The 23907-nt window shown below is 69.0% G+C and carries 22 protein-coding genes; 10 read left to right on the forward strand and 12 right to left on the reverse strand.

The window, feature by feature from the left end; all coding sequences use genetic code 11:
• Nucleotides 1-188: 188 nt before the first annotated feature.
• Nucleotides 189-677: an FBP domain-containing protein gene (locus tag ACYR7D_RS17625; protein WP_459545670.1), complete on the forward strand. Its 489-nt coding sequence runs from the start codon at nt 189-191 to the stop codon at nt 675-677.
• A gap of 198 nt (nt 678-875) precedes the next feature.
• On the opposite strand, the gene ACYR7D_RS17630 is transcribed toward ACYR7D_RS17625, so the two are convergent.
• Nucleotides 876-1613 (reverse strand): ankyrin repeat domain-containing protein, encoded by a 738-nt coding sequence (locus ACYR7D_RS17630; RefSeq protein ID WP_459545671.1) that lies wholly within the window; start codon nt 1611-1613, stop codon nt 876-878.
• Between the two features lie 96 nt (nt 1614-1709).
• Nucleotides 1710-2777, reverse strand: coding sequence for an alpha/beta hydrolase (locus tag ACYR7D_RS17635; protein WP_459545672.1), 1068 nt, complete (start codon nt 2775-2777; stop codon nt 1710-1712).
• Nucleotides 2778-3037: 260 nt separating this feature from the next.
• On the opposite strand from ACYR7D_RS17635, the gene ACYR7D_RS17640 reads away from it, so the two are divergent.
• The 3 genes from ACYR7D_RS17640 to ACYR7D_RS17650 all read left to right on the forward strand — a co-directional run bounded on the left by ACYR7D_RS17640 (nt 3038) and on the right by ACYR7D_RS17650 (nt 4878).
• Entirely contained in the window at nt 3038-3832 is a 795-nt protein-coding gene (locus ACYR7D_RS17640) for an aminoglycoside adenylyltransferase domain-containing protein (protein WP_459545673.1), read from the forward strand.
• A gap of 163 nt (nt 3833-3995) precedes the next feature.
• Entirely contained in the window at nt 3996-4319 is a 324-nt protein-coding gene (locus tag ACYR7D_RS17645; protein WP_459545674.1) for an ArsR/SmtB family transcription factor, read from the forward strand.
• 1 nt (nt 4320) lies between these two features.
• Nucleotides 4321-4878 carry an SRPBCC domain-containing protein gene (locus tag ACYR7D_RS17650; RefSeq protein ID WP_459545675.1) on the forward strand — a complete coding sequence of 186 codons (558 nt, stop codon included), beginning with the start codon at nt 4321-4323 and terminating at the stop codon, nt 4876-4878.
• A 120-nt stretch (nt 4879-4998) separates the two neighbouring features.
• Here the strand turns inward: ACYR7D_RS17650 and ACYR7D_RS17655 are convergent, their stop codons facing one another.
• Nucleotides 4999-5871 (reverse strand): hypothetical protein, encoded by an 873-nt coding sequence (locus tag ACYR7D_RS17655; RefSeq protein WP_459545676.1) that lies wholly within the window; start codon nt 5869-5871, stop codon nt 4999-5001.
• 634 nt (nt 5872-6505) lie between these two features.
• On the opposite strand from ACYR7D_RS17655, the gene ACYR7D_RS17660 reads away from it, so the two are divergent.
• Complete coding sequence (locus ACYR7D_RS17660; protein WP_459545677.1) at nt 6506-7672, forward strand: alpha/beta hydrolase family protein; 1167 nt, start codon at nt 6506-6508, stop codon at nt 7670-7672.
• Between the two features lie 168 nt (nt 7673-7840).
• Here ACYR7D_RS17660 and ACYR7D_RS17665 read toward each other — a convergent pair whose 3' ends face one another.
• Nucleotides 7841-8176, reverse strand: a complete 336-nt coding sequence (locus tag ACYR7D_RS17665) for a hypothetical protein (RefSeq protein ID WP_459545678.1) — start codon at nt 8174-8176, stop codon at nt 7841-7843.
• Between the two features lie 105 nt (nt 8177-8281).
• On the opposite strand from ACYR7D_RS17665, the gene ACYR7D_RS17670 reads away from it, so the two are divergent.
• Both ACYR7D_RS17670 and ACYR7D_RS17675 read left to right on the forward strand, forming a co-directional pair.
• Complete coding sequence (locus ACYR7D_RS17670; RefSeq protein ID WP_459545679.1) at nt 8282-8800, forward strand: MarR family transcriptional regulator; 519 nt, start codon at nt 8282-8284, stop codon at nt 8798-8800.
• Nucleotides 8797-9627 (forward strand): EamA family transporter, encoded by an 831-nt coding sequence (locus ACYR7D_RS17675; protein ID WP_459545680.1) that lies wholly within the window; start codon nt 8797-8799, stop codon nt 9625-9627. Before ACYR7D_RS17670 ends, ACYR7D_RS17675 begins: the two co-directional genes overlap by 4 nt.
• 136 nt (nt 9628-9763) lie before the next feature.
• On the opposite strand, the gene ACYR7D_RS17680 is transcribed toward ACYR7D_RS17675, so the two are convergent.
• Both ACYR7D_RS17680 and ACYR7D_RS17685 read right to left on the reverse strand, forming a co-directional pair.
• Entirely contained in the window at nt 9764-11563 is a 1800-nt protein-coding gene (locus tag ACYR7D_RS17680; RefSeq protein ID WP_459545681.1) for a cutinase family protein, read from the reverse strand.
• Between the two features lie 103 nt (nt 11564-11666).
• Nucleotides 11667-13220: a putative glycoside hydrolase gene (locus ACYR7D_RS17685; RefSeq protein ID WP_459550202.1), complete on the reverse strand. Its 1554-nt coding sequence runs from the start codon at nt 13218-13220 to the stop codon at nt 11667-11669.
• A gap of 92 nt (nt 13221-13312) precedes the next feature.
• Here ACYR7D_RS17685 and ACYR7D_RS17690 point away from each other — a divergent pair, with 92 nt between their 5' ends.
• The gene (locus ACYR7D_RS17690) at nt 13313-14395 is read left to right on the forward strand and encodes a polysaccharide deacetylase family protein (protein ID WP_459545682.1); all 1083 of its coding nucleotides are present in this window, start codon (nt 13313-13315) and stop codon (nt 14393-14395) included.
• A gap of 22 nt (nt 14396-14417) precedes the next feature.
• On the opposite strand, the gene ACYR7D_RS17695 is transcribed toward ACYR7D_RS17690, so the two are convergent.
• Nucleotides 14418-14615: a hypothetical protein gene (locus ACYR7D_RS17695; protein WP_459545683.1), complete on the reverse strand. Its 198-nt coding sequence runs from the start codon at nt 14613-14615 to the stop codon at nt 14418-14420.
• Nucleotides 14616-14728: 113 nt separating this feature from the next.
• On the reverse strand, nt 14729-17290 hold the full coding sequence (locus ACYR7D_RS17700; protein ID WP_459545684.1) for a LuxR C-terminal-related transcriptional regulator: 2562 nt from the start codon (nt 17288-17290) through the stop codon (nt 14729-14731).
• 341 nt (nt 17291-17631) lie between these two features.
• Between ACYR7D_RS17700 and ACYR7D_RS17705 the strand changes: the two genes are divergently transcribed.
• Nucleotides 17632-18057: a DUF7144 family membrane protein gene (locus ACYR7D_RS17705; protein WP_459545685.1), complete on the forward strand. Its 426-nt coding sequence runs from the start codon at nt 17632-17634 to the stop codon at nt 18055-18057.
• Between the two features lie 155 nt (nt 18058-18212).
• On the opposite strand, the gene ACYR7D_RS17710 is transcribed toward ACYR7D_RS17705, so the two are convergent.
• Complete coding sequence (locus ACYR7D_RS17710; RefSeq protein ID WP_459545686.1) at nt 18213-18467, reverse strand: lipopolysaccharide assembly protein LapA domain-containing protein; 255 nt, start codon at nt 18465-18467, stop codon at nt 18213-18215.
• Between the two features lie 239 nt (nt 18468-18706).
• Here ACYR7D_RS17710 and ACYR7D_RS17715 point away from each other — a divergent pair, with 239 nt between their 5' ends.
• Complete coding sequence (locus tag ACYR7D_RS17715) at nt 18707-20524, forward strand: alkyl/aryl-sulfatase (RefSeq protein ID WP_459545687.1); 1818 nt, start codon at nt 18707-18709, stop codon at nt 20522-20524.
• A gap of 265 nt (nt 20525-20789) precedes the next feature.
• On the opposite strand, the gene ACYR7D_RS17720 is transcribed toward ACYR7D_RS17715, so the two are convergent.
• From ACYR7D_RS17720 to ACYR7D_RS17730, 3 genes are all read right to left on the reverse strand, one after another.
• Entirely contained in the window at nt 20790-21227 is a 438-nt protein-coding gene (locus tag ACYR7D_RS17720) for a hypothetical protein (protein ID WP_459545688.1), read from the reverse strand.
• Nucleotides 21228-21399: 172 nt separating this feature from the next.
• Complete coding sequence (locus ACYR7D_RS17725; RefSeq protein WP_459545689.1) at nt 21400-22725, reverse strand: bifunctional o-acetylhomoserine/o-acetylserine sulfhydrylase; 1326 nt, start codon at nt 22723-22725, stop codon at nt 21400-21402.
• 228 nt (nt 22726-22953) lie between these two features.
• A complete protein-coding gene (locus ACYR7D_RS17730) occupies nt 22954-23895 on the reverse strand; it encodes a glycine betaine ABC transporter substrate-binding protein (RefSeq protein WP_459550203.1) in 942 nt (313 codons plus the stop codon).
• Nucleotides 23896-23907: the final 12 nt, after the last annotated feature.

A 23907-nucleotide genomic window follows, 5' to 3' on the forward strand; every position in this document is an offset into this window, starting at 1 on the left:
TAGGACGGCGACACGGTCGCGTATCGACACTTTCGGCCAAGTAGGCGGGAGCGGGCCCGGACCGGTGAACGGCTCCCGCAGGCTCGCGCCGGCCGGCTTCGCCTGCGGAAATCCGATTGCCGCGGGCTCCGGCCCGTCGATAGGGTGGCGCGGTTTGCCCCTCCGAGAGCCGAAGGAGAACCACGGCCGTGGAATCTCTCACCGAACGCGAGATCAGAGCGTCGTTCGTCAACTGTTCGAAAGGCGACGCCAAACGTCTGTCGGTGCCCACCGACCTTCCGGACCGCCCCTGGGACGATCTCGACTTCCTGGGCTGGTCCGATCCGGGACTACCCGGCCGGGCCTACATCGTGGTGCCCGCGGACGACGGCCCCGCCGGGGTCGCGCTGCGCTACGAAACGGGCGGCCCGCGCCGCTCCCAGATGTGCACCATCTGTTCGACCACCCACACCAACGGCGGAGTCGTCCTGATGACGGCCCGCAAGACCGGGGAAGCCGGGCGGCGCGGCAATACGACCGGAACCTATATGTGTGACGATCTGAGCTGCTCGCTGTACGCCCGCCGGAAGAAGTCACCGACCTTGGGCCGGGCCTATCGGGACGATTTCGATTCCACGGACCGTATCCGGCAGGTCCGGGAGAACATGATCGCATTCCTCGGGCGCGTCCGCGCCTGATCGCCCCCAGCTGTCACCACGTGAGAAAGAGGTAATGGCCGATGTGCCGATACTCGAGACCCCGCCCGCAGGGGATGCGCGGATTCCGTACGCCGACGGAATCCGCCACCTCCGTCATCCTCCCCGGCCGGGACGGTCCGGCTCGCCGGACCGCGCCGGTCGGGGAGGAACGGCGGCCGGCCGCGCGTCCCGGACGGCTCACGCTTCGCGTTCGCCACGATGCTCTGCCAGCAGGGCCACGATCGCGCTGTGCCCGTTCTGGATCGACGCCTCGCCGTGGTCGTCGCGTAGCGTGATCACCTCCGTGCCGTCGCCGGCGGGCGCGCGGTGCACGGTGAAAGCGCGGTCACGCCACCACGGCTCGGCGGCGAGGAAGGCCACCGGATCACGGTCGGCGAGGTCGGCGGCCACGGCCGCGGCGGTGCGGCCCTCCGCGTTCACGCGTGCCGGATCCGCGCCGTGCGCCAGCAGCGACCGTACGATTCCGTACCGGCCGCCCCGGGCGGCCGCGGTCAACGGTGTTCCCGGCGTGTTCGGGTCGGCACCGGCCGCCAGCAGCAGATCCACCGTTTCACGGTGACCATTGCGTGCCGCCCACAGCAGGGCAGTCGTACCGGGGCCGGTCTGTCCGGGATGCCCGGGTTCGGGTAGGTCGGGGTCGGCACCGCCCGCGAGCAGCGCCGCGACGGTCTCCACGTGATTCCAGCAGGCCGCCGCGCACAGCGGCAGCCCCTCGTCGGCGGCCCCACCGGGCAGGTTCGGGTCGGCACCGTGGGCCAGCAGGAGCCGGACCGGTCCGGCGGCGCCGCTCACCGCGGCGCGATACAGCGGGGTCGTCCCGTCCGCGTTCGATTCGTCGGGGTCCGCCCCGGCGGCCAGTAGCTCTTCCATCACGGCCGGATCCGCGGCATCGACGGCTTCCACGAGTTGCGTCACCCGTCCATTACAACGGGCCCGTCAATCGACTCGAGCCCCCGACGGGGTGGCCGTCCGTGGGCGAGCGGGTAGGACCGCGACGGCTTCCCGCCCGCGCTATGCGGGGATGCCGAGTCCCTCGGCGAGCAGCGGCCAGGACTTGTAGAACGCGTCGCGCCAGTAACCCCAGGAGTGCGTGCCGGCCGGCACGTAGTCGAAGGTGGCCGGGATCCGGAGCTGCTCGAGCCGGTCCTGCAGATTATGGGTGCACCAGTTGGTGGCGGCCTCGATGATGCCACCGATCAGGAGCTGATTGGCCAGGCCGTAGGGGCCGGGCAGGGTATGTTCGCCGTCGAGGGTGTCCCACGGGCCGGGTAGCCCGTTTCCGCTCGATACGAACAATCGGGTGCCGCGTAGCGCTTCGGCGTGTACGACCGGGTCGTTGGCCGCCCATGCCGGGTCGCTCTCTTCGCCGTACATATTGCGGACGTCGCCGCCGCCGTAGGTTTCGACCACCAGCTTGGCGAACTGCTGCCCGACCGGGTCCGCCAGCTGGGCGCATCCGCTGTAGCCGGCGACGCTTCGGTAGAAGCCGGGTTCGGCCTCGGCCAGCTGCAGGACCGCGGTGGCGGTCATCGAATTGGCGGCGATGGCGTTGACTCCGTTGGTGCCCAGGGCTTCGTCGACCAGTGGCGGGAGTTCGTAGAGGAAGAACGTGCGCCATTTGTTGCGTCCGAGTACGGGATCGTCGTGCTTCCAGTCGGTGTAATAGGCGAACGCGCCGCCGATGGGCATGACCACGTTGACATCCTTGGTGGCCAGGAAATCGCCCACATCGGTATTGGCCCACCAGGTTGCCGTATCGGTGCCGCCGCCCGCTCCGTTGAGGAGGTAGAGCACCGGCCGGGGCTGCGACGCGTCGGCGGGGCGCTGCACCCGGACCGTGATGTTCTCGTCCATGGCCACGGAGTGGACCAGCATGGTCAGGCTGCGCTCGTCGACCCGGCTGGAGACAATCCTCGAGCCGTTCGGGGCCACCGGATCGGCGAGCAGTTTCTCGGACGCGATGATCGGGTCACCGGTTTCGGCCGAGCCGTGCCCCGCACCGAATGTCGCGACGGCCGCGGCGAATACCGCAGTGGTAACAGCGGCCGACAGCGCGCGCCTCGGTCGTTGGCGTCTCACGTGGAACTCCCGGATCTCGACTTGTTTGTGGAGGGCGGCCGGCGGATCGCGGCATCCCGATCCGGCGGTTGATCGCTCAACCTTAACCAGCCGTGGATAGCGCCGTCCCGCTCGTTGCGCTGTTCCTCTGCCGTCCGGCCCCGTCGCGGCGGCTCGTTCCGGCCCGTGGGCTCACTCGTGAGCGGTTAGCCTGGAGGAATGTCCCGCTTCGGCTGTACTCGGCGACAACGCGGCGGTACCGCGGATATCGGAGGCAGTGGGTGACGACCGCCGGCGTGGATTCGCTGCCCGTGGAGGTGCGGCCGTATCTGACGGAGCTGGTTCGCCGGATCCGGATCGCCTACGGTCCGCACCTGATCGGTGTTCTCGCCGTGGGTTCGCTCGCACTGGCCGACTACCGGCACGGGCGCAGCGATATCGACGTCATGGTGGTCGTGGACCCGGCCGCGGCCGCGCGGACGCACCGGGAGCTGGCCGCGGTGCTCGATCACACCGAATTGCCCTGTCCTGCCGCGGGGTTGGAGCTCGTCGTCTACGACGCGGATTTCGCCGCTTCCGGTTCGTCCGGGGCGGGGTATCTGCTCAACCTGAACACCGGACCGCTGCTGCCCGCCGTGGCGGACTTCGATCCGCGTGATTCGCCGGGGTTCTGGTACGTCATCGATCGCGCGATCGCCCATCAGAGCGGAGTGTCACTGGCCGGGCCGCCGGTACGTGCCGTACTCGCGCCGCCGTCGCGTACCGGGACACTCGCCGCGGTATCCGCCTCGGTCCGCGAGCACGCCACCGGGGCCGGGCATCTCCCGGACAACCGGGTGCTCAACGGGTGCCGGGCCGTGCTGTTCAGCAGTACCGGCCGGTGGATGCCGAAACGGGAGGCGGGCCGGGTGGTCGCGGAATCCGCACCGGAGTTCGCCGTGCTCGTCGAGCAGGCGATACGCAGTTTCGCCGGTCCGCGCTCGGCGGCTCTTGCGCTTCCCGCCGATGAGGTCGCTGTTTTCTTGGAGTGGGTGTGCCGCACCGTCACCGAGGCCGCTTCGGGGGGCGGGGCGTGAACGCCGGTGCGGCGCCTGCGATGTAGTGCGCGAACTGCGGGTTCCGGCAGCCGGCCGTAGCAGGGGTGGCACGGGCCGCCCGCCGTCGGCGCGGGAGGCCGAGCGGCCGCGGAAGTCAAAATATGCCTTGACAGGAATATTCCTTAATAGGAATACTTCGAGTGTGGCACGCGATGTATTCGAGGTTCTCGCCGATCCCACTCGGCGACGGATTCTCGATCTCCTGCGGGACGGTGAGCGAACCGTCGGTGATCTGGTGGCCGCGCTCGATACCGCGCAGCCCAATGTGTCGAAACATTTGAAGATGCTCGACGCGGCGGAACTGGTGCGGGTGCGGGTGGACGGCCCGCGCCGGCACTACGGCCTGGCGCCGGCCCGGCTCCGGGAGATCGACGCATGGCTGGCCCCGTTCCGCGAGATATGGGCGGACCGGCTCGACGCATTCGAACGCTATCTCGACACTATGCCCGACGAACCCGAGGAGTGATATGACGGAAATGACCGAGCGTCTCGGCGAGGTCCTGCACGACGGCGAACGGGTGGGTACCCGCTACGAACGCGCCCTGGCGCACCCGCCCGCCACAGTGTGGCGGGCGCTCACCGAATCCGAACATCTACGGCACTGGTTTCCGGCGGATATCCTCGGTGAGCGCCGGGCCGGGGCCGAGGTCCGGCTCCGGTTCTGGCCGGAATCGATCGAACAGGCCGGGGCGGAGCTCGCGGAAGTGGGTATCGATCCCGATGATGCGGTGCTGCCGGGCCGGATACTGACCTGGGAGCCGCCGCGGGTATTCGAATTCCTCTGGGACGACGAACAGTTGCGTTTCGAATTGCTGCCCGACGGGCCGGGCACCCGGCTGCTGTGCACCGTCTGGTTCGGTATGCCCGGCCCTCGTGGTTTTCCGGGGACCGCCGCCGGATACCACGTATGCCTCGACGCCCTGGCGGATTCGCTGGACTCCGGCTCCGGCGGAATTCCGGAACCCGAGGCGATCGCCGCACTCGAACGCCGGTACGCCGATTTCCTCGACGCGAAATCCGGTTGAACGGAATTCGTTCCGGCTGTGCGAGAGAGCGGCCCACGCCGCAGGTGGCCGCCGGATGGCGATCGGACACCGGTTCGAGTGAACTGGTGTCCCGGTCCGCATCCTCGCGTTCAGCGCCATCTACGCCCGGAGGGCCTCGGCGAGCTCGTCGTGGAGATCGGCCGTTCGCTCGAGAAGGTCACCGAGCAGTCGACGTTCTCCAGCCACGACCGCGAACTGCGCCTTGCCCAGAGCGCGCGCCTGCTCGTCCAGCAGCCCGGAGATGGTGGGGTCACTCAGCTCTTGGGCGGCGTCGAGCCGTCGCCGGGCTCCGACTCTGAGCGAGAAATCGCCGAGGATCGTCGCGGTCTCGCGGTCGAGGCCTGCACGTGCCCGCTGTGCGAGATCGCGCAGAGCCACGCTGTTCTCGAGGTCTCGAGCCCACGCGGCAGCCAGTGGGAGCAGGTCGTGAACCACCTCGGCGGCGGAGCGATCAGCCACTTTGTCGAAACCCGTCCGTAGCGGGAAGCGGCCGAGGCAGTACTCGATCGGGCCGGCCCAAGCAGCGAGGAAAGCTTCTCGGGGCAGCCAGGCGTACGGGAACCCCTGCGGATCATGCATCAGGACCCCATCCGCATCCGCGGCGAGCACGGTGACGAAGTGATCCGCGCCGAACGGGCGGTCGGATCCGGGCTGATGCAGAAGCAAGCCCATCTCCAACGGTCCTACGAACACCGGCGATGTCGCGGTCAGTCGCATCAACTCCGCATAGGCGGACACATCGTTGTCGAAGACGAGTCGCTCGCTCTCCCAGCCCAGCAGGGCCAGCGCCTGGTCGACGCCACGATCAGGATCCCAGCCGGCGGGATCGAAGTAGGGGACACCGCCGATGATCTGGAAGCCGAACGCCGAGCCGGTGAGCACTTCGAGGAACGATGGAGACCACGCGCCTCCCATCGCGGTGCTCAACGCACTCGAATAGCAGTACGGCCCGGACTCGATGTAAGCGCTCACCTCCACAGGCTGGCAGTTTTCCCGCCTTTTCTCACCTTTCTCACCACCACCATCGGCGAGCGGGCGCGTGTGACGGCCGACATACGCGCTGCGTACGACCGAAACGTGGGCTCCGGAATCGGAGAGCCCGCGCACATCCCTCAAAATGCGATCGTCGGGCAGTGATCCACGAGCCCCTCGCCGGGCTGCGAGGTCGCGACAGCGAGGCACCAGCGTCGTCGGAGCCCCCAACAGCCCAGCAGCCGGAACGCTCCGCCGCTCATTTCTGCCATACATAACAGGCTGCCACCGATCAGCTTCCGGCATTCAGCGGACGAGGACAGCGGCCAGCCCTATGTGATTCGCAGCGTTGAGTGCACCATCGTCTCGAAACCTGGTTACGAGACGGATCAGAGTTCGGAGCTCCGCGGCCCCGTCGCTGAGCCGTATCGGAGGAATCGTCGCCTGAGCTATGGGCCGTGCCGTCGGGTTTGCATGACAAACCTATTTTGGCAATGTCTCGCCACCCTCCGGTTTCCGGTGACAGATGCGGAAAACCACCCATCGGCGCCGCGGGCCGGGGTCCGGATCTCGGGGTCGGTCCAGGTGATCGCCCCGATGTGTCCGCAGCGCTTGCGGTTCTATGTTCTCGTGTGTGACCGCTACTTCCCTGCTGCGCCGGGTCGGCGCGCTCGTGATCGCCCTGGTGCTGGCCGGTGTACCTGCCGCCGCGTCCGCGGAGCCGGTTCGTTTCGGCCTGCCCGCACCGACCGGACCGTATCCGGTCGGTAGCGCCGAACTGCATCTGATCGACCCGAGCCGGAACGATCCGTGGGTACCCGAGAGTGCACGGGAGTTGATGATCACCGTGCGCTATCCGGCGCGACCGAACACCGCGCCGAAAGCCCCGTACATGACCGCCGGGGTCGCCGCGGCCGTAGCCGCCGGCGATGCGGGCAAACTCGGCGTCGAGCCGAACCTGCTCGACTACAGCTTCCCCACCCATTCCGGCCTGGGCCCACCCGTGGCCGAGGGGAGCTGGCCGGTCCTGCTGTACTCGCCGGGGGCGACCCTGTCGCGTTCCCATGGCACTACACAGATGGAACAGTTGGCCAGCGACGGCTATATCGTCGTGGCGATCGACCACACCCACGAAGCCGAAGCCGTCGAATTCCCCGGCGGCCGCGTCGCGCGCAAAGCCCTGCCGGCACCGACCATCGATGTCTCCAAACGCCTGATCGCCACCCGTATCGCGGACACCCGGTTCGTCCTGGACCAGCTGGAACGGCTGGCGGCCGGCGCGCACCGCGACGCCGACGGACGGGCCCTACCGGCCGGGCTGAACACAGCGCTCGATCTCTCCAGGGTCGGCATGTTCGGTCACTCCGGTGGCGGATTCACCACCGCCGAGACCATGGTCGTCGACCAGCGCATCAGCGCGGGCGCCGACCTCGACGGCAGCATGGCCTACTCCCAATCCGCCCGCGACTTCGGCCGAGCCGCCGACGAAGGCCTGGACCGGCCGTTCCTGCTGATGAGCGCCGGCGACCACAGTCTCGACACCGACGCTTCCTGGCAACAATTCCGCCACCACCACCGCGGCCTGCTCTGCCGAGTCCACCTGGCCGACGGCGAACACTTCAGCTACACCGACCACCAAATGTTGCTCCCCCAACTGGGCGGCGCCGCAGCAGCGTTCGTCGGCGCCGTCGATCCTGCCTACAGCCTCACCGTTCAACACCACACACTCAGCACCTTCTTCGGCACCCATCTACCCCACACCCGCGACGAGAACCGAACAGCAGCACCCGGCTGCCCGTGACCCCGGACGAGGGACGCCGCCTACAGAAGCTCACCGAGACCAGTAAGCAGCCGATCCGGACTCGTCGCGCGATCGTGGTGATGGCCTCGGCGCAGCATCGGCCGGTCCCGGCGATATGGCGATTGATGCAGGCCTCGGAAGCGTATGTGCGGCAGGTGACCCACGATTTCAACGAACGGGGGTTCGACGCATCGGAGCCAAAATGGAGCGGGGCAGGCCGAGCAAGGTGGATCCAGCAACCTCGGCGACGCCTTCGTGGCCGATACCGAACGGCCCCCGGAACGGAACCTCTCCGCAAATACCGGCGACGACGGGATCGATGAGCCCCGCGCGGATGCCGAGCTGCATGGCACGCGAGACGTGACGGTGGATGGGCAGGGTGTCGCCGTCGCAGCGGCCGGCCACGAACGGGCGCATGATCGCGTCCCGTGGTTCGGCCAGGGCCGGATCCGGGCGTTCGCGCCATTCGAGGTGGTGGGCGCGGATCAGTTGTAGTTCCCGCATCAGCCGCGCTGTCCCGCCGCCATGGCCTTCAGTTCGGCGAAACGCACGCTATCGCCGGCGGCACCTCAGGTGCCCTCGGGCTCCGGGCCATGCTATGCATGAGTCATGCATGATATTAGGACGGTGAATCTGCTCGGCGCGACAGCCTTGGCGGTCACCGACGTGATGCTCGGGCGAGTGGCCGAGGACACCGGCATCGGAACCAGTGCCGCTGCGGCCTTGGTTGTCCTGGCGGGATCGCCCGGGCTCAGTGGCACGGAGTTGGGTCGCCGGATCGGGTCGAGTCAGTCGGCGGCAGCGCGCATGATCGATACCCTGCTACGCCGGGGGCTCGTGGAACGTCGCACCGGGCAGGGCCGTGAAATCGCCATCCGCCTCACCGAACTCGGACAACGCGCTGCGGCGGATATCCTGGTCGCCCGCGGCGGCGGGTTGAGTCATGTTCTCGACCCACTCGACACTTCCGAACGGCAGACTCTGGCATTACTGCTGGACAAGCTGCTGACCGGTCTGTATGCCGATATCGGCAGCGCCGATCTGCTGTGCCGGCTCTGCGATCGGCGATCGTGCACGACCGGTGCACCGTGCCCGGTGGGCCGGGCCGAACGGGACCGGGCCGGATGACGGCGGGCGCGGCGCTGGCCCTTGCCTCCGCGGCCGCCTACGGTGTCTCCGATTTCGCCGGCGGGCTGCTCGCGCGACGAATCGATCTCCGTGTGGTCGCCGTCCTCGGCCAGCTCGGCGGACTGGCCGTGGCCCTGGCCGCGGCACCGCTGTTCTCCGGCCGGTGGGATGGCGACAGTATGCTCTGGGGCGTGCTCTCGGGCCTGGGCACCGGCATGGGCATGCTGTTCCTTTTCCGTGGCCTCAGCCGGGGCGCCATGAGCATCGTCGTACCGGTCAGCGCCGTCACCGGTGTGGCGTTACCGGTCCTGGCCGGGGTGCTGTGGCTCGGCGAACGCCCGGCGGCGCTGTCCTGGGCCGGGGTGGCCGTGGCGATTCCAGCTCTGTGGCTGGTCTCCCACGGTGGCGGTGACGCCGACGGCCCGTCGGCGGGTACCGGTGACGCGCTGGTTGCGGGGGTCGGCATCGCGGTGCAGTATCTTGCGCTGGCGCAGAGCGATCCGGTCGCGGGGCTATGGCCGGTGGTCGCTGGACGCCTGGCGGCGATTCTGGCCCTGCTGCCGCTGCTGAGCGGTACCCGCGAGCGGCCACGCTCCGGCATCCTGGCGTGGTCGCTGGCGACCGGCGCCGCTGCAGCGATAGCCCTGATCTGCTACCTACTTGCCGGCCGAGAACAACTGGTGGTGATCGCGGTGGTGCTGTCCTCGCTGTATCCGATCATCCCGGTCGTCCTCGGACTGGTGGTGCTGGGTGAGAAGCTCACCCGGGTGAGAACTGCCGGGCTGATCATCGCGATGCTCGCGGTAGCACTGCTCGTGCTCGGCTGAAGCCCGCGCTCACGCGCAAGGCCGGTGAGGCCACACAGCAGGCCGCCCGCTGACCAACTCACACCCCGCCCGCGGCAGCGCGGTGCTCATGCGCTGCCCCGGTGCGGGGTGGCCGGTCGCTCCCCACCGGTCCCGGTCAGCCCGCGGTGTGCTCGAGCGGGTCGGTGACCCGGGGTGTGGTCGTCGGGGTGGCGCTCGAGGTACCGGGAACAGTTGCCGTAGCGGTGGGGGAGACCGGCGGGGTCGTCGTCTCCGGCGCCGTGGTGCTCACCGGTCCCGGCTCCGCGGCAGGAGCCGTGACCTCCGGTGCCGTCGTCGCAGGGGCCGTGGTGGACGGTGCCGTGGTCGTTTCCGGGGCGCTCGGGGCGGCCGAGGTCGTGGAATGCTCCGGTGCCGTGGTGGTGGTCGTCGGGGCGGTGTCGCTCGTCGTGGGCGCTGTCGTCGTCGAAGTCGCGGCCCCGGTTGTCGGCTCCGCGGTCTCGGTTGCCGGCTCCGCGGTCCCGGTTGCCGGCTCCGCCGAGGTGGCGGCCGCCGCGCGGTAGGCCTCGTCGAGATCTTCCGCGGTCGGTGTCGCGGTGGTGTCCAGCGGTTCGCCCGCCTGCGCCTGTTTCGCGAGATGAGTGAGCCAGGCCGCGGCGTACTCGGCCGAAGTCAGCGGTTTGCCGTTCGCCGGATCGGCATCACGCCAGTAGTCGAAATGATGACCGGAGGCATTCGGGCCGAGGGTGAGGTTGTACGGGTCGGACAGGATCACCGGAATGGTGTTCTGGTTCGTGACGATCAACCCCACGACCTCGTTCAGCACCTTCTGCGGCAGGTAGGCCAGCGGCGATATCTCGTCGGTCGAGATGGCGTCCGCGGGCGCCGGGGCCGGAGTGTTCGAGCCCGGCACGTACGCCGGATCCGATACCCGCAGCAGCACCTCGAGGAATGTTTCGTCCCTGGCCATCCAGTTCGGCTGCGACTCGATATCGGCCAGCGCCAGCAGTGTGACCCGGCTCAGCGCGACCGCGACATCCTGTCCGGTCGCGGGAGTGAGCCCCTCACGCTCGAGGGCGTCCACGTTCACCTGCCGCGCCACATTGACCACCAGCTGCAACAGGGCGATATTGTCCGGGGCCGCGCAAGTGAGATCGCCGTCGGAGCAGAACGAGGCGATCTTGCCGTCCAACGCCCCGAAATCGCCGCTGGTCCCCGGCAGCGCACCCTGACCCGGCACCGGAGCGCCACCGTTCTGGTACAGCTGATCGAACCCGTCCGGGTTGCCGTTCGGGTTCTCCGCCCCGGGGAAGGGCCCGTCACCCGCGGAACGCCCGGCATCCGCCAGGATGACCACACCGGTGACCTTGCCCGGGTCGACGATCGCGTAGCCGCCGTCCTGCTGTTCCTGATGCCCGATCTCCATGGCGACCCGGCGCACCACATCGGCGCCCTCGCTGTAGCCGACGATCGCGAACCGGGTATCGGGGCAGGCCTGCGTGATCTCCCGCATCACCTGCTGGGTGTTGGCGACACCACTGGTCACGGCGTCCTCGTAGGTGGCCATATTCGCCGGGTAGGCGATGTACACGGCGGCGTAGGAGCCCGGGTCCACATCATCGGCCGGGGCATTGACCACCGGGTCGACCCACTCGCTGCTGTGATCCCCGGACAGGGCCGCCGGTAACGGTTTCCCATCGGCGCCGACCAGCAGTTTCGTGGTGTCCTCGGCCGGGGTGTCCCCCCGCCCGGCCACCGAGATGGTGACCATATCGTGGCATTCGGTGACCGAGACCTTCAGCCGCGTGTCCACCGGTTGCGATGCGGTCGTCATCGACAGCGACGCCGCCACCACGGCCACCACGCCCAGCGTCGCCGGGGCGGCGACGGCCGAGGCGACGCGGTGCTGCGCGAGATAACCGCGACACCGCACGAACCAGCTACTACGGAAGACCATGTCCCGTGCTCCATTCCACAAGTGACAAAATGGACGGACAGGCCCCCCGACGGGCCATGACGTCACCGGAGACGTCGCGGGGCGGGGGCGTGGCGTTACGCGATCACTGCGGGTCCAGTGCTCCGCCGTGGTACTCCACACTGGGACTCCACAGGAAGAAACTGTCGATCCCCGCTCCGTAGGTGGCCTCGATCTGGGCTCTGACCTGGGCATCGCCGTAGGAGACACCCAGGCTGAAATCCTGCAGCCAGGGAATCACCCCGGCTCCCGTGCCCTCCGTCACGGTCAGGAAGTCCCGGAGGGCGGCGGCGACGATATCGAACGGCTGGGAGTTCGGATCCGCGACACCGTACTCGCCGGTGTTCCAGTGCGAGGGGTAGATCATCGGCGCCACGAAATCCACCTGACGGGCGATGAGCCCGATGTCCTGAGCGATCTGATCGGGCCGGGTGGCGGCGATACCGTAGACGGCCGCGCTCTGATGGGCGCCGGCGGCGTGCACCGGTTCCCGGCTCTGCCGCAGGAAATCGGCGACCGCCGTGGTGGCCGCTCCGGTGAGTCCGGGGAACCGCATACTGCTCAGGCTGCCGTCGGGACGCCGGACATAGTCGTACATGACCCCGTCGAAGCCCAGTTCCGCGGCCTCGACCGCGAGCGCGATATTGTAGGCGCGCACCTCGGGGTGGGCGAAATTGGTGAAGGCGATGGCGCCGTAGTGACTGGAATACGGTTGCCCGGAGGGATTCTGTACCACCCAGTCGAGGCGGCCGTTGTGCCAGGCCCAGGCCGCCAGCGTGGGATCGCGGAACGCCACGATCCGGCCCACCACCTGCACACCCATCTCGTGCAACTGCCGCAGCGCGGCGCGCGCGTCGTAGATCGGGGTGGCCGCGCCGGTGGAGCGGGCCAGCGGAACCCGCGAATCGTAGCCGACGACGCCGTCCTCGTCCTTGATGTCCAGCTGTACGGTGTCGATCCGGCGCTCGCGGGCGAGATCCAGCACCGATTCGCGCAATCCCTCGTGCGACCAGGCATGCGCGGTGACGTGTACGGCGCGCATCCGGGGCAGATCGATCCCCGTGGGGAGCTTGCGGGTGGTCTCGTTCCCGGCGGCGTCGATCGCGACCACCTCGGCTCCGGACGGATACCGCGGTAGGACGGCTTCGAAAGCGCCGCCGGGGCCGGGGAGCACCGCATGCGTACCGATGGTGACCCGCTCGGCGCCGGGCGCCCGGCCCCGCACGGTGACCGGATCGCGATAGGACCGGACGGTCTCGGTCCGGGGCAGCTCCAGTTCCGGGGCCGCGGTGTCCACCGTGAACGTCGCCGTGGCACCCGGGCCGTCGCGCAACCATCCGGCCGGCCCGCCGGGCGGAATCTCGGCGGTGAAGGTGTGCTCGCCGTCGGCGAGCCCGTCCGGGCGGTACACCACCGTGTTGCCGTCGATCCGGCCCCGCACCGGTGATCCGTCCAGGGTGAGCCGCAGGCGGTGCGGATCGTGACCGGTGGCGTCCACCCGTAGTTCCAGATCGTTCAGCGCCGCCGCGCCGACGGGGCCCGGCGGCAGACCCGCCAACGGGAGGGCCGATGCCGGGGAACGTCCGGCGCCGAGACCGGCCGATACCAGCAGAACCGCTACGAGAACACCGAAAACCATGGCCACCGACCGTTTCCGATCGGCGGGCCGCAACCGCACGAGCACAACACACCAACTTCCACGAGCACCGTCCCGGTCACTATTGCCAGCCTGTGTCCGCGCGAACCCATTTCGCGGAGACGAACCGTAAATCGTTGTCCGCACGTAATATCCGGGCGATGGTGCGGTACGCGGAATCTGCTGTGCGGCTGGTGGTGGCGCTACTGGTGGCCGGGTCGGCCGTGGCCTGCGGGCATCCGCGCGAACCCGCCGCGACACCTCCCGCGCCGGCTCCGGCGGCGGCTCCGGAAAGTGCTCCGGCACCGCCGGACCCGGCCGCTGTCGGCGCCGACGAACTCGGCCGGGTCCCGATCCTCATGTACCACCAGTTGTCCGAATCACCGGCGGGTGAATACGACCAGACACCCGCGGAATTCCGCGCGGAACTGGAACGGTTGTACCGCGAGGGCTACCGCCCGGTCACCGTCGCCCAGTACATCGCGGGCACGGTGGATATCCCGGCGGGTACGCATCCGGTGGTGCTCACCTTCGACGATTCCACCGGCAGCCAATTGCGGTTCACCGCGGACGGACGGCCCGCCGCGGACTGCGCGGTGGGCATTCTGGAGGATTTCGCGGCCGAACATCCGGATTTCCCGGCTCGGGCGACGTTCTACGTCACCAACGATCCGTTCGGTGGTGATCCGCACGCGCTGCGGTGGCTGGCCGAACACGGCTACGAGATCGGCGCGCACACCGCGAACCATCCCGATCTGTCGGGGCTGGACGCCGCGGGGGTGCAGCGGGAGTTCGCCGACAATGTGCGGGCGATCAGCGTCGCCGCTCCGGGAACGGTGGTCCGCACGATGGCGCTCCCGCTGGGGGTCGCGCCGGCTGATCCGGCTCTCGCCGTCGCCGGTTCGTGGGGTGGTACGGATTACCGCTTCGATGCGGTCATGCTGGTGGGGGCAGATCCGGCACCGTCGCCCTTCACGGCGGTCGATCCCGCGGCGGTACCGCGGATCAGGTCCGGGCCCGGCGCGGTGCCGTTCGATTCGGCGTACTGGCTGGACGTGCTCGCCGCCGACCCCGGCCTGCGCTACACCTCCGACGGCGACCCGGACCGGATCTCGTTCCCGCGCGGCTCCGCCGGCCGGCTCGCCGCGCGCTGGACGGACCGGGCGAATCCGTACTGATCGGGGCGCCCGGCCGCCGTGCTCAGTCCGGCAGCCGGCGCAGCTCCAGCACGGTGAGGCCCAGATTGTCGATGCGGGCCAGGACACCACGGATACCGGTGGAATCCGGCACCGGGCCCGACAGCACCGTGGTGCCGCTGTCCCGGTCGCCGGCGAGTTCGGGAAAGGCGGCGAGCGCGCGTTCGGAGAGTTCGCCGTCGATGGTGAACTGATATCGCATCGCCGTCTCCTGCTTCGTCCCGGACCGGTGGTGACGGTCGGCCGTCGTATCGGACCGAGTGTGCCGCACCGCGCTGCCCGTCTACATCGTCCGTGCCGGGTGAAAGCCGTGGCTCAGAGCAGCCCGGTGCGGCGGGCTTCCTGCAGGGTCTCCATGCGGGAACCGGTACCGAGTTTGGCGTAGATTCCCCGCAGATGCGTTTTCACCGTATTGATGGAGATTCCGAGATCATCGGCGATGTGCTGGGTGGTCCGGCCCGAGGGCAACTGGCGCAGAATCGTCAACTCGGTGGCGGTGAGGGCGGGATGATCGGCTCGCCGGCGGGCCCGGTGCCCGGAGCGGACGCTGTCGGCGAAGGCACTGCGATGGCCGAAACAGCCGGCGTAGTAGTCGAGCAGCTCGATGACGCCGGGAACATCGAAGAAGGGGCGGGCGATCCGGTGGGTGGCCGCGATGCACAGGCCGTTGTCCACCGCCTCGCGGGCCTTCGCCTCGTTGCCCAGCTGATGGTGGGCGCGCGCGGAGAGCAACCAGGCGGTGAGCCGCGCGACGGGATGCACCCCGGGCGAACCCGCCAGCAGCGGCTCCACCTGGGTGATCACCGCGTGATGGTTACCGCCGGCCGCGATGAGCGCGGCTCCGGCCAGGATCACCTCCGGGGTGCGGCCCAGCACCGTGCGGCCACGTTCGAGTACTCCTTGCGCGGTGGCGGTTTCGCCCGCGTCCAGCAGGGCCCACACCGCCGCACCGAGCAGGCCACCACTCAACGCCGGTGGCGGATCGAGATCGAGCAGCCGGCCGATACTGCGGCGCAACCGGTCGGCGGCGGCGCCGCGGTCGGCGCAGTGATGACAGTCGAGCAGGCTGCCCACCACATGCGGTAACTGCCCGGCGACCGGTCCGGGCGTTCCGTCGTGCCGGATGTGCTCGGCGCACAGGACCCGGATCTGGCCCGGCTGGGGATCGGTGCCCTGGAGGTAGGCGCCATAGGCCTCCAGCGCCGTGGCGTGCACGGTTTCCGGGAGGTCCAGCAGATCGTGGTCGCGGGCGATGGCGGCGGCCCGTTCGGCCCGCTGGCGCATGGTGGTGATCGAACCGGCCAGCCCCGCGGTGACGGCGAGCCTGGTCACGGCGATCAGACGCAGCCGTGGGTGGCAGCGGGACCGGGTACGGGTCAGCGCGATACGTAAACGCTGTTCGCCTCGGGCGAGATCCCCGCCCAGGGCCAGCGCGGTCCCGGTGGTGACGGCGAGGTAACCGTCCAGGTCCGGTCGGTCGGCGGGCGGCATCCGTTCCGGGAACACCGGCGCGGACGCGGCACTACCGGTTGCCACCGCCAGTTCGGCGTCGACTGCGGCGGTGAGCGCCTCGAGCCGGTAGGGGCCCGCGATGGAGAGCGGGTCGTCGTCGGCGAGCAGCCGTGCGGAATCGCGGTACGCCTGGGCCGTCGTACGATCACCGCGCAGCAGGGCGTCGGTGGCCTGCAGCAGCCGCAGGAAAGGGTCGGCCAGGGTGGCCGGGGCGGCCGTGGCGAGCCCGTCGAACAGTGTTTCGCCGTGCCCGGCGAAGATCAGCGCCAGTCCGTGATCGGCGAGGAAATCCGCGAGTGGGCGGTGATCGCCGACGGTGAGCAGATGCGGGAGGGCGGAGGAGAGCTCACCCGCCGACACCAGTTGCCGGGCGGTGCGCAACCGCAGATCCGAGCACAGAGCCGGGCCGAGCCGGTTGGCCTCGGCCAGGAAATACGCCCGCAGCATCGGGTGATAGCTGTACCGCACCTTGCCGCCGCGGGGCAGCGTGGTCATCGGGAAATTGATCCGATCGAGTTCGTAGAGATGATGTGCCGCACCACCACCGACCAGCTCGTCGGCGAGTTCTTCGGTGAACTCCTCCGGGATGCTGGTACAGGTCAGGAACCGGCGCAGGGCGGGGGAGAGAACGTCGATGAGTTCACCTACGAGTAGGTCGGCGAACGCGTGTGGCGGCCGGGCGAGCGCGGTGAGGGCATCGGAGTGGTTCTCGGTATGGGTGGCGAGGTAGATGGCCGCGATCCGGACCAGCGCGGCCCACCCCTGGGTGAGCGCCATCAGGGTCGCCAGCGCCTGCTGATCGAGTGTGCATTCGTGGCCTGCGCACAGCCGGGCGGCTTCCTCCGGAGTCAGGGCGAGATCCCGGGCACCCCACCGGGTCAGCCGGGAGTGCAGTTCCAGCCGATGCCACCGGATCGGGGGGTCGAAGCGGGCACACAGCACGGTGGTCACCGTCGGTGGGGCGTGCTGCAGAAAATATTCGAGCCCGGCCAGCGCGAGCGGGTCGGTGACGAGATGCGCGTCGTCGATGATCACGACGGTCGGTTCGGTTTCCTCGGCCAGCGCCGCGACCACCGCGTCCGCCTCCCCGACACCGGCCGCGGGTTGCCCCGCTCCGGCGCCGGAGAGTTGCAGGCGGGCGCGCAGTTCCGCCCACAGCGAGGTCTGCTCGCGCACCGTCACCCATGCCGTCCGGGCACCCGGATGCGAGCGGGGTAGCTGCGCGGACACCCATTCGGCGACGGCGACGGTTTTGCCGATCCCCACCGCTCCGCAGACCAGCAGCACCCCACCGTTACCACCGGCGACGACGGTATCCAGTACCGCGTGTAATCGGGGGCGCGACACCGGTTCGAAAGGAAACATCGGGATGGATGATCGCGTTCGGGCCCGGGGTAGCGGCCGGCCTGCCGGAGCAAGTGTTGGTGAAGTGGTCACGGTGCCTCCCGAAGAGGGTTTCCGAAAAAGCACGAGCACGCACTCGGCCGCAGCCTACCCGAGCCGGGGGCGCCCCCAGCCGGTCCTGAACCAACCTGTTACCTGGGCGTATCCGCTGATTTCATCCGCCTCGGGTGAGCCGGGGAGCGGGCCCAGGCCGGGCGGGACGCCGTACCAGATGTACCCGGGCCGGGTTCACCCTCGAGGGGTGAGGCGCGGCCACCGCGCGAGCGCGAGAGTCATCACACCTGCGCTCGGAAGGAGTGGAGATGTCAACGACACCGCATCACGGGGCGACGACCTCGGGCGGGACCCCGATCAAGCAGGGCCTGGCCGCCGGTACCTCGATCGGCGCGGCGGTTCTGCTGCTCACCGTCGGAGTGCTCTCGTTGCTGCAGGGTATTTCCGCGGTCGCCGACGATGAACTGTTCGTCGTCGGTGTCGACTACATCTACGAGTTCGACATCAGCGCCTGGGGCTGGATCCATATCGTGCTCGGCGCGGTGCTGATCATCAGCGCGCTGGGATTGCTGACGGGCACCACCTGGGGGCGGGTGCTGGCGGTCTGTATCGCGGCGCTGTCCATTCTGGCGAATTTTCTGTGGCTTCCGTACTACCCGTGGTGGTCGACGCTGGTCATCGCGCTCAACGTGGTGGTGATCTGGGCGGTCACCACCTGGCGGCCCCAGACCTGACCTCTCACTCGGCACGGGTATCGGCACAGCGCCGGTACCCGTGCCGGCCAGCGGCCGGACCCGCGCGACGGGACGTCGGCGCCGCGGGTGAGCGAGCCCGCCCTCAGCGGCCGGCCATACCGAACAGCCGGGCCGGTTGCCGGGGCTGCTGCGGATCAGCGGCGGCGGGTTCGGGAACCGGCCCGGCGTCCGAGCAGCGCTCCGGTGAGCAATCCCGCCGCGAACATGATCAGCAGAATCAGCCACATCGGTGACCGCACCGTGATCAGCAGGAAGTTGATGCCCACCTCATCCCGGTTCTGGACGATGAACACCACCGCGAGCACGGTCAGTACGAGGGCGAGCCACTGGTTGAGGCTGACGCGGCTGCGCAGCGGCGGTTTCGGTGCGTTCGGTGCGTCGTGGGTCATGGGGTCCTCCGGACACCAGCAGGGGCGGTAGCCAGTATGCGCCGCCGGCACCGCACCGGCCCTCACCCGTCGCGGGGGAAACGGGATCCACGAAGGGCGGGCGCCCACCCGACGGCCGGGTTCACCCGCGCCGGATGACGCCGCTACCGGGCTCACGGTGGTTGTCTGTGGGACACCGATAGCGCCCGCAGACCGCGAATCCGACCGGGGTCGGGCCGACGTGTGGAGAGGTGAGCAGTATGCCGCTGGACTTCGGCGACACCACCGATTTCGGCAACGCGACGCGCGGCTTCGTCGCGGCACCCGATTCGCCCGTGGTGCGGGCCGCCGACGGGAGGACGGTCTGGGACGGCGGCGCCTACCGGTTCCTGGACGGCGACTGTCCGCCCACCGCGCACCCGAGCCTCTGGCGGCAGGGACAGCTCTGTAACGAGCAGGGGCTGTTCGAGGTCACCGACGGTATCTACCAGGTGCGCAATCTGGATATATCGAATATGACCCTGGTCGAGGGCCGCGACGGTGTCGTGGTGATCGACCCGCTGCTCTGCGTGGAGACCGCGGCCGCCGCACTGGCCCTCTACCGGCGCCATCGCGGAGACCGGCCGGTCACCGGGATGATCTACTCCCATTCGCACGCCGACCATTTCGGCGGTTCCCGCGGTGTGCTGCCGGACGGGCGGCCGTCCGTGCCGATCCTGGCGCCCGCCGGCTTTCTCGAACACGCGGTGAGCGAGAACGTCTATGCCGGAAATGCCATGACCCGGCGGGCGGACTATATGTACGGGGCGCTGCTGCCGAAAGACCCGGCCGGCCAGATCGGTACCGGACTCGGGACGACCACCTCCACCGGTACGGTCACGCTGATCCCGCCCACCGTCGACATCACCCACACCGGGCAGGAAGCGGAGATCGACGGGGTCCGGATGATTTTCCAGCTCACCCCGGGTACCGAGGCGCCGGCCGAGATGAACTTCCTGTTCCCCGCGCACCGGGCCCTGTGCCTGGCCGAGAACGCGACGCACACCATGCACAATGTGCTGACTCTGCGCGGTGCGCTCGTGCGGGACGCCCGGGTATGGGCCCGCTACCTGGACGAGGCCGTCGCCCGCTTCGGTGACAAGGCCGATATCGCGTTCGCCTCACACCACTGGCCCACCTGGGGTCGCGAGAACTGGACGGCCTGGGTGACGGGGCAGCGGGATATGTACGCCTACCTGCACGACCAGACCCTGCGGTTGCTCAACCAGGGACTCACCGGGGCGGAGATAGCCGAACGCTTCGAATTCCCACCGGAACTGGACCGGTTGTGGGCCGGCCGGGGCTACTACGGGTCGGTGAGTCACAACGTGAAGGCGATCTATCAGCGGTACATGGGCTGGTTCGACGGGAACCCCGCGCACCTGTGGGAGCATCCGCCGGTCGCGCAGGCACAGCGGTATGTCGCCGATTACGGCGGTACCGACGCCGTCGTGGCCAGAGCCCGCGAATACGCCGGTCGCGGCGATCCGCGGTTCGCCGCGACGCTCCTGTGCCACGCCGTGTTCGCCGAACCGGACCATACGGAGGCGCGGGAGGAACTGGCACGGGTCTACGAACGGCTCGGTCACGGCGCCGAGAACGGCCCCTGGCGCAATTTCTATCTCACGGGTGCGCGGGAACTCCGGCAGGGACCGGGAGCGGCGGCGCTCCGAACGGCGAGCCCGGAAATGCTGACCGCTCTGACCACGGACATGATCATCGATGCCCTCGCCGTCCGGATCGACGGCCCGCGTGCCGCGGAGGTCGATTTCACCATGGACTGGGAACTGATCGACGAGAATCGCGTGTACCGGCTGACCCTCTCTCGTGGGGCGCTCACTCACCGCACCCCGACGCGGGACGCCCCCGCCGCCGGTCCCGCCGATGTCACGTTGGCGCTGACCGGGCAACAGCTGGTGAATGCCCTCGCCGGCAAGGGCTTCGACGGAATATCCGTCACCGGCGAGGAGAGCCTGCTGCCGAGGTTTCTCGGGTTGCTGGATACTCCGGACTCCCGCTTCCCGATCGTGACGCCGTGACCGCTGTGTGCGGTAGCGATACGCGCACCCGGTCGGGGCACCGGGAACGCGCGGGGGGCGTCGTATCCGGCCCCCACAACGGAGGACACACCATGCACCCGTTCGCCTACCATCCGCTCGAACTCGTCCAGGCCGTGATCCTGGCCGTGCGTTGTGTTCTCCACGTGTATTCGTCGGGGACCCCCTGCGTCCCGATCTGAGATGGGCGACTCGGCGGGGAGTGTGCCTGCCCGCCTGTGCGGGCAGGCACACCGGTCGTCGGTCGTCAGGGGCAGTCGGTCGGTTCGCCGATCTTCACCACGGAGAGCAGCGCGTCGTCCGTACCGACCGGCGCGCCGGGGGCGGGCTTCTGCGCCACCACGATCCAGTTGCGCTGCTGTACCTGTTTCCGGCCCGCGCCGGTGGCGTCCTCGCTGCGGGAGTGGAAAATACCCACCGTCTGGATCAGGTCCTGTGCCGCCTGCAGGTTCATGCAGGTGACCGCGGGCATCGGGACGCGGCTCGGAATGCCGGTAGCGGACGGTGCGGTACCGGTCGCGACCGCCTGCGGTGCGGCAGGGGGTGCCGTCAGGACGACGGTGGTGATCTGTACGGGGACGGGCGCGGGGAGAGGGGTATTCGACTCCGCCTCGGACCGCGGTAGCCCGCATCCGCCGAGCACCCCGGTGAACAGCACGATCGCGCACACGCCGACTCTCTTCATGGATATCCTCTCGGGTTCCCTGTTATGTGCTGTAGATCACCTCGAGATCGTTCTGCTATCGGAGATCGTTACGCGGAGATCGAGGAATTCGTCTCCGGCTGTGCGCGACAGCGAAGAGCCGGACCCGCCGCCCGGCGGGTCCGGCTCGTATACGTGCGTCCGGTGGTGCGGGTTATCCCGCCGCGGCCGCGAAACCCGCGCGCAGATCGGCGAGGATGTCCTCGATTCCCTCGATACCCACCGCGAGGCGGACCAGGCCCGGGGTGACACCCGAGTTCAGCTGCTCCTCCGGGGTGAGCTGCGAATGGGTGGTCGAGGCGGGGTGGATGACCAGCGAACGCACATCACCGATATTGGCGACATGGCTGTGCAGGGTCAGCGCATCGACGAACTTCTTCCCCGCGTCCACACCGCCGGCCAGCTCGAACGAGATCACCGCGCCGGTGCCGTTCGGGGCGAGCTGCTTACCGCGTTCGTACCAGGGCGAGGACGGCAGACCCGCGTAGGACACCGAGGTGACCTCCGGCCGTTCGGTGAGGAATTCGGCGACGGCTTGCGCGTTCTGCACATGCCGCTCCATCCGCAGGCTCAGGGTTTCCAGGCCCTGGCTGATCAGGAAGGCGTTGAACGGGGAGATCGCCGTGCCCAGGTCGCGGAGCAGTTGCACCCGGGCTTTGAGCGCGAAGGCGGGAGCGCCGAGATCGGCGAATACGGCGCCGTGGTAGCTGGGGTCCGGTTCGGTGAAACCCGGGAAGCGGGGCGCGTCACCGGCACGGACGGTCCAGTCGAAGGTGCCGCCGTCGACGATGACGCCGGCGATGGCCGCCCCGTGCCCGCCCAGGTACTTCGTCGCCGAATGGACGACGATATCGGCGCCGTGCGCGAGGGGACGGATCAGGTAGGGGGTCGCGACGGTGTTGTCGACGATCAGCGGCAGCCCGGCCTGGTGCGCGACCTCGGCGATCCCGGGGATGTCCAGGATGTGGTTCTGCGGGTTGGATACCGTCTCGCCGTAGAAGGCCTTGGTGTTCGGGCGGATCTCGGCGCGCCACTGGTCCAGGTTGTCGGGATCGTCCACGAACGACACCTCGATACCCAGCTTCGGCAGCGTGTAGTGGAAGAGGTTGTACGTACCGCCGTAGAGGCGTGGGCTGGAGACGATGTGATCACCGGCGCCGGCGAGGTTCAGGATCGCCAGTGTCTCCGCGGCCTGGCCGGAGGACAGCAGCAGGGCCGCGACGCCACCTTCGAGCGCGGCGATCCGCTGCTCCACCGCGTCCTGGGTGGGGTTCATGATCCGCGTGTAGATATTGCCCGGTTCGGCCAGCCCGAACAGCGCCGCGGCGTGCGCGGTATCGCGGAACGTGTAAGAGGTGGTCTGGTAGATCGGCAGTGCCCGGGCATTGGTGGTGCCGTCCGGGGCCTGCCCTACGTGCACCTGCTTGGTCTCGAAGCTCCAGCCGGCGGTGGGGTCGGCCGGCGGGGTGGATTCGGTCATTGCGAAATACTCCTGTAGGGGTGGGTAACAGCCGATCGCGCCGGACAGCGCAGCAGAACCACTTCGGGCAGCACGCGTTCCGGCCTGCCGCGGCCAGTGCACTGCTGCGGCCCGTCAAACCTAAGCGCAACCGCGCTGAAATGAACACGGTTTTGCTCGCACTGAGTTCAACTATGCCGTGTCGGCGCGGGGAACGCGAGGGCGGAACGACCGCCACCACCTCTTCGTTCACTCCGCCGTGACGAAACCCTGCGCCACCATCCAATCGCGGGCCACCTCGGCGGGTTCCCGGCCCTCCACATCCACCTGCCGGTTCAATTCGGTGATCGACTCGTTGGTCAGCAACCGGGAGATCGGTGCCATGATCTCGGCGACCTGCGGATGCGCCGCGGCGAACTCCGCGCGCATCACCAGAGCCGCGTTGTACTTGGGGAAGAACGCCCGGTCGTCGCTCAGGAGCACCAGGTCCAGTGCGGGAATCCGGCCGTCGGTGGCCGCGACCGAACCGAACGCGCACTGCTCGGCGTCGGCGGTGGCCTGATAGACGACCGCGTCCTGGACGATCCGCTTGGGCACCCGGCCGGCGTCTATTCCGTAGGCGCGCGCCATACCGGGAAAGCCGTCCCGGCGCACATTGAACTCGGTGCCCACACAGGTGGCCGCGGCGGCCGGGTCGGTGGCGGCGAGACGTGCGTAGTCCGAGAGGGTGCGTACGCCGGTCCGCTCGGCGGTGCGCCGGGCGGTGACCAGGGCATAGGTGTTGTTCATCGGGGCCATCGCCGTCCACAGCATGGCATTCGCCCGCAGGTCGGCGTCGCGGACCGCCTCGAACTGCCCCCGCTCGTCGGGGACGGGCGTCTCGTTGCCGAGATAGTTGACCCATCCGGTGCCGGTGTAGTCGTAGGCGATATCGATCTCACCGTTGAGCTGGGCGTCGCGCAAACTGTTGGAGCCCTGGATATCGGTCAGATCGCGAACCTCGGCGCCCGCGGCGACCAGCGCGAATTCGATGAGATAGCCGAGAATGTTCTGTTCGGTGAAGTCCTTCGAACCCACGGTGACCGGCACGCCCTCGAGTGCCGGGACGGGCCGGATACTTCCCGGACCCACCCGCAGCGGTACCGCGCTGCCGGCCTGCAGACCGCATCCGGTGAGCAGCAGCGCCACCAGCGCGATCGGCCA

The sequence above is a fragment of the Nocardia sp. X0981 genome (assembly GCF_977089955.1).

Bases quoted from the DNA above. Each gene is read 5' to 3' on its own strand.
- ACYR7D_RS17650 (WP_459545675.1), top strand. From the start codon at position 4,321: ATGACGGAAATGACCGAGCGTCTCGGCGAGGTCCTGCACGACGGCGAA.
- ACYR7D_RS17665 (WP_459545678.1), bottom strand. From the start codon at position 8,176: ATGCGGGAACTACAACTGATCCGCGCCCACCACCTCGAATGGCGCGAA.
- ACYR7D_RS17670 (WP_459545679.1), top strand. From the start codon at position 8,282: ATGCATGATATTAGGACGGTGAATCTGCTCGGCGCGACAGCCTTGGCG.
- ACYR7D_RS17675 (WP_459545680.1), top strand. From the start codon at position 8,797: ATGACGGCGGGCGCGGCGCTGGCCCTTGCCTCCGCGGCCGCCTACGGT.
- ACYR7D_RS17680 (WP_459545681.1), bottom strand. From the start codon at position 11,563: ATGGTCTTCCGTAGTAGCTGGTTCGTGCGGTGTCGCGGTTATCTCGCG.
- ACYR7D_RS17685 (WP_459550202.1), bottom strand. From the start codon at position 13,220: ATGGTTTTCGGTGTTCTCGTAGCGGTTCTGCTGGTATCGGCCGGTCTC.
- ACYR7D_RS17695 (WP_459545683.1), bottom strand. From the start codon at position 14,615: ATGCGATATCAGTTCACCATCGACGGCGAACTCTCCGAACGCGCGCTC.
- ACYR7D_RS17700 (WP_459545684.1), bottom strand. From the start codon at position 17,290: ATGTTTCCTTTCGAACCGGTGTCGCGCCCCCGATTACACGCGGTACTG.
- ACYR7D_RS17705 (WP_459545685.1), top strand. From the start codon at position 17,632: ATGTCAACGACACCGCATCACGGGGCGACGACCTCGGGCGGGACCCCG.
- ACYR7D_RS17710 (WP_459545686.1), bottom strand. From the start codon at position 18,467: ATGACCCACGACGCACCGAACGCACCGAAACCGCCGCTGCGCAGCCGC.
- ACYR7D_RS17715 (WP_459545687.1), top strand. From the start codon at position 18,707: ATGCCGCTGGACTTCGGCGACACCACCGATTTCGGCAACGCGACGCGC.
- ACYR7D_RS17720 (WP_459545688.1), bottom strand. From the start codon at position 21,227: ATGAAGAGAGTCGGCGTGTGCGCGATCGTGCTGTTCACCGGGGTGCTC.
- ACYR7D_RS17725 (WP_459545689.1), bottom strand. From the start codon at position 22,725: ATGACCGAATCCACCCCGCCGGCCGACCCCACCGCCGGCTGGAGCTTC.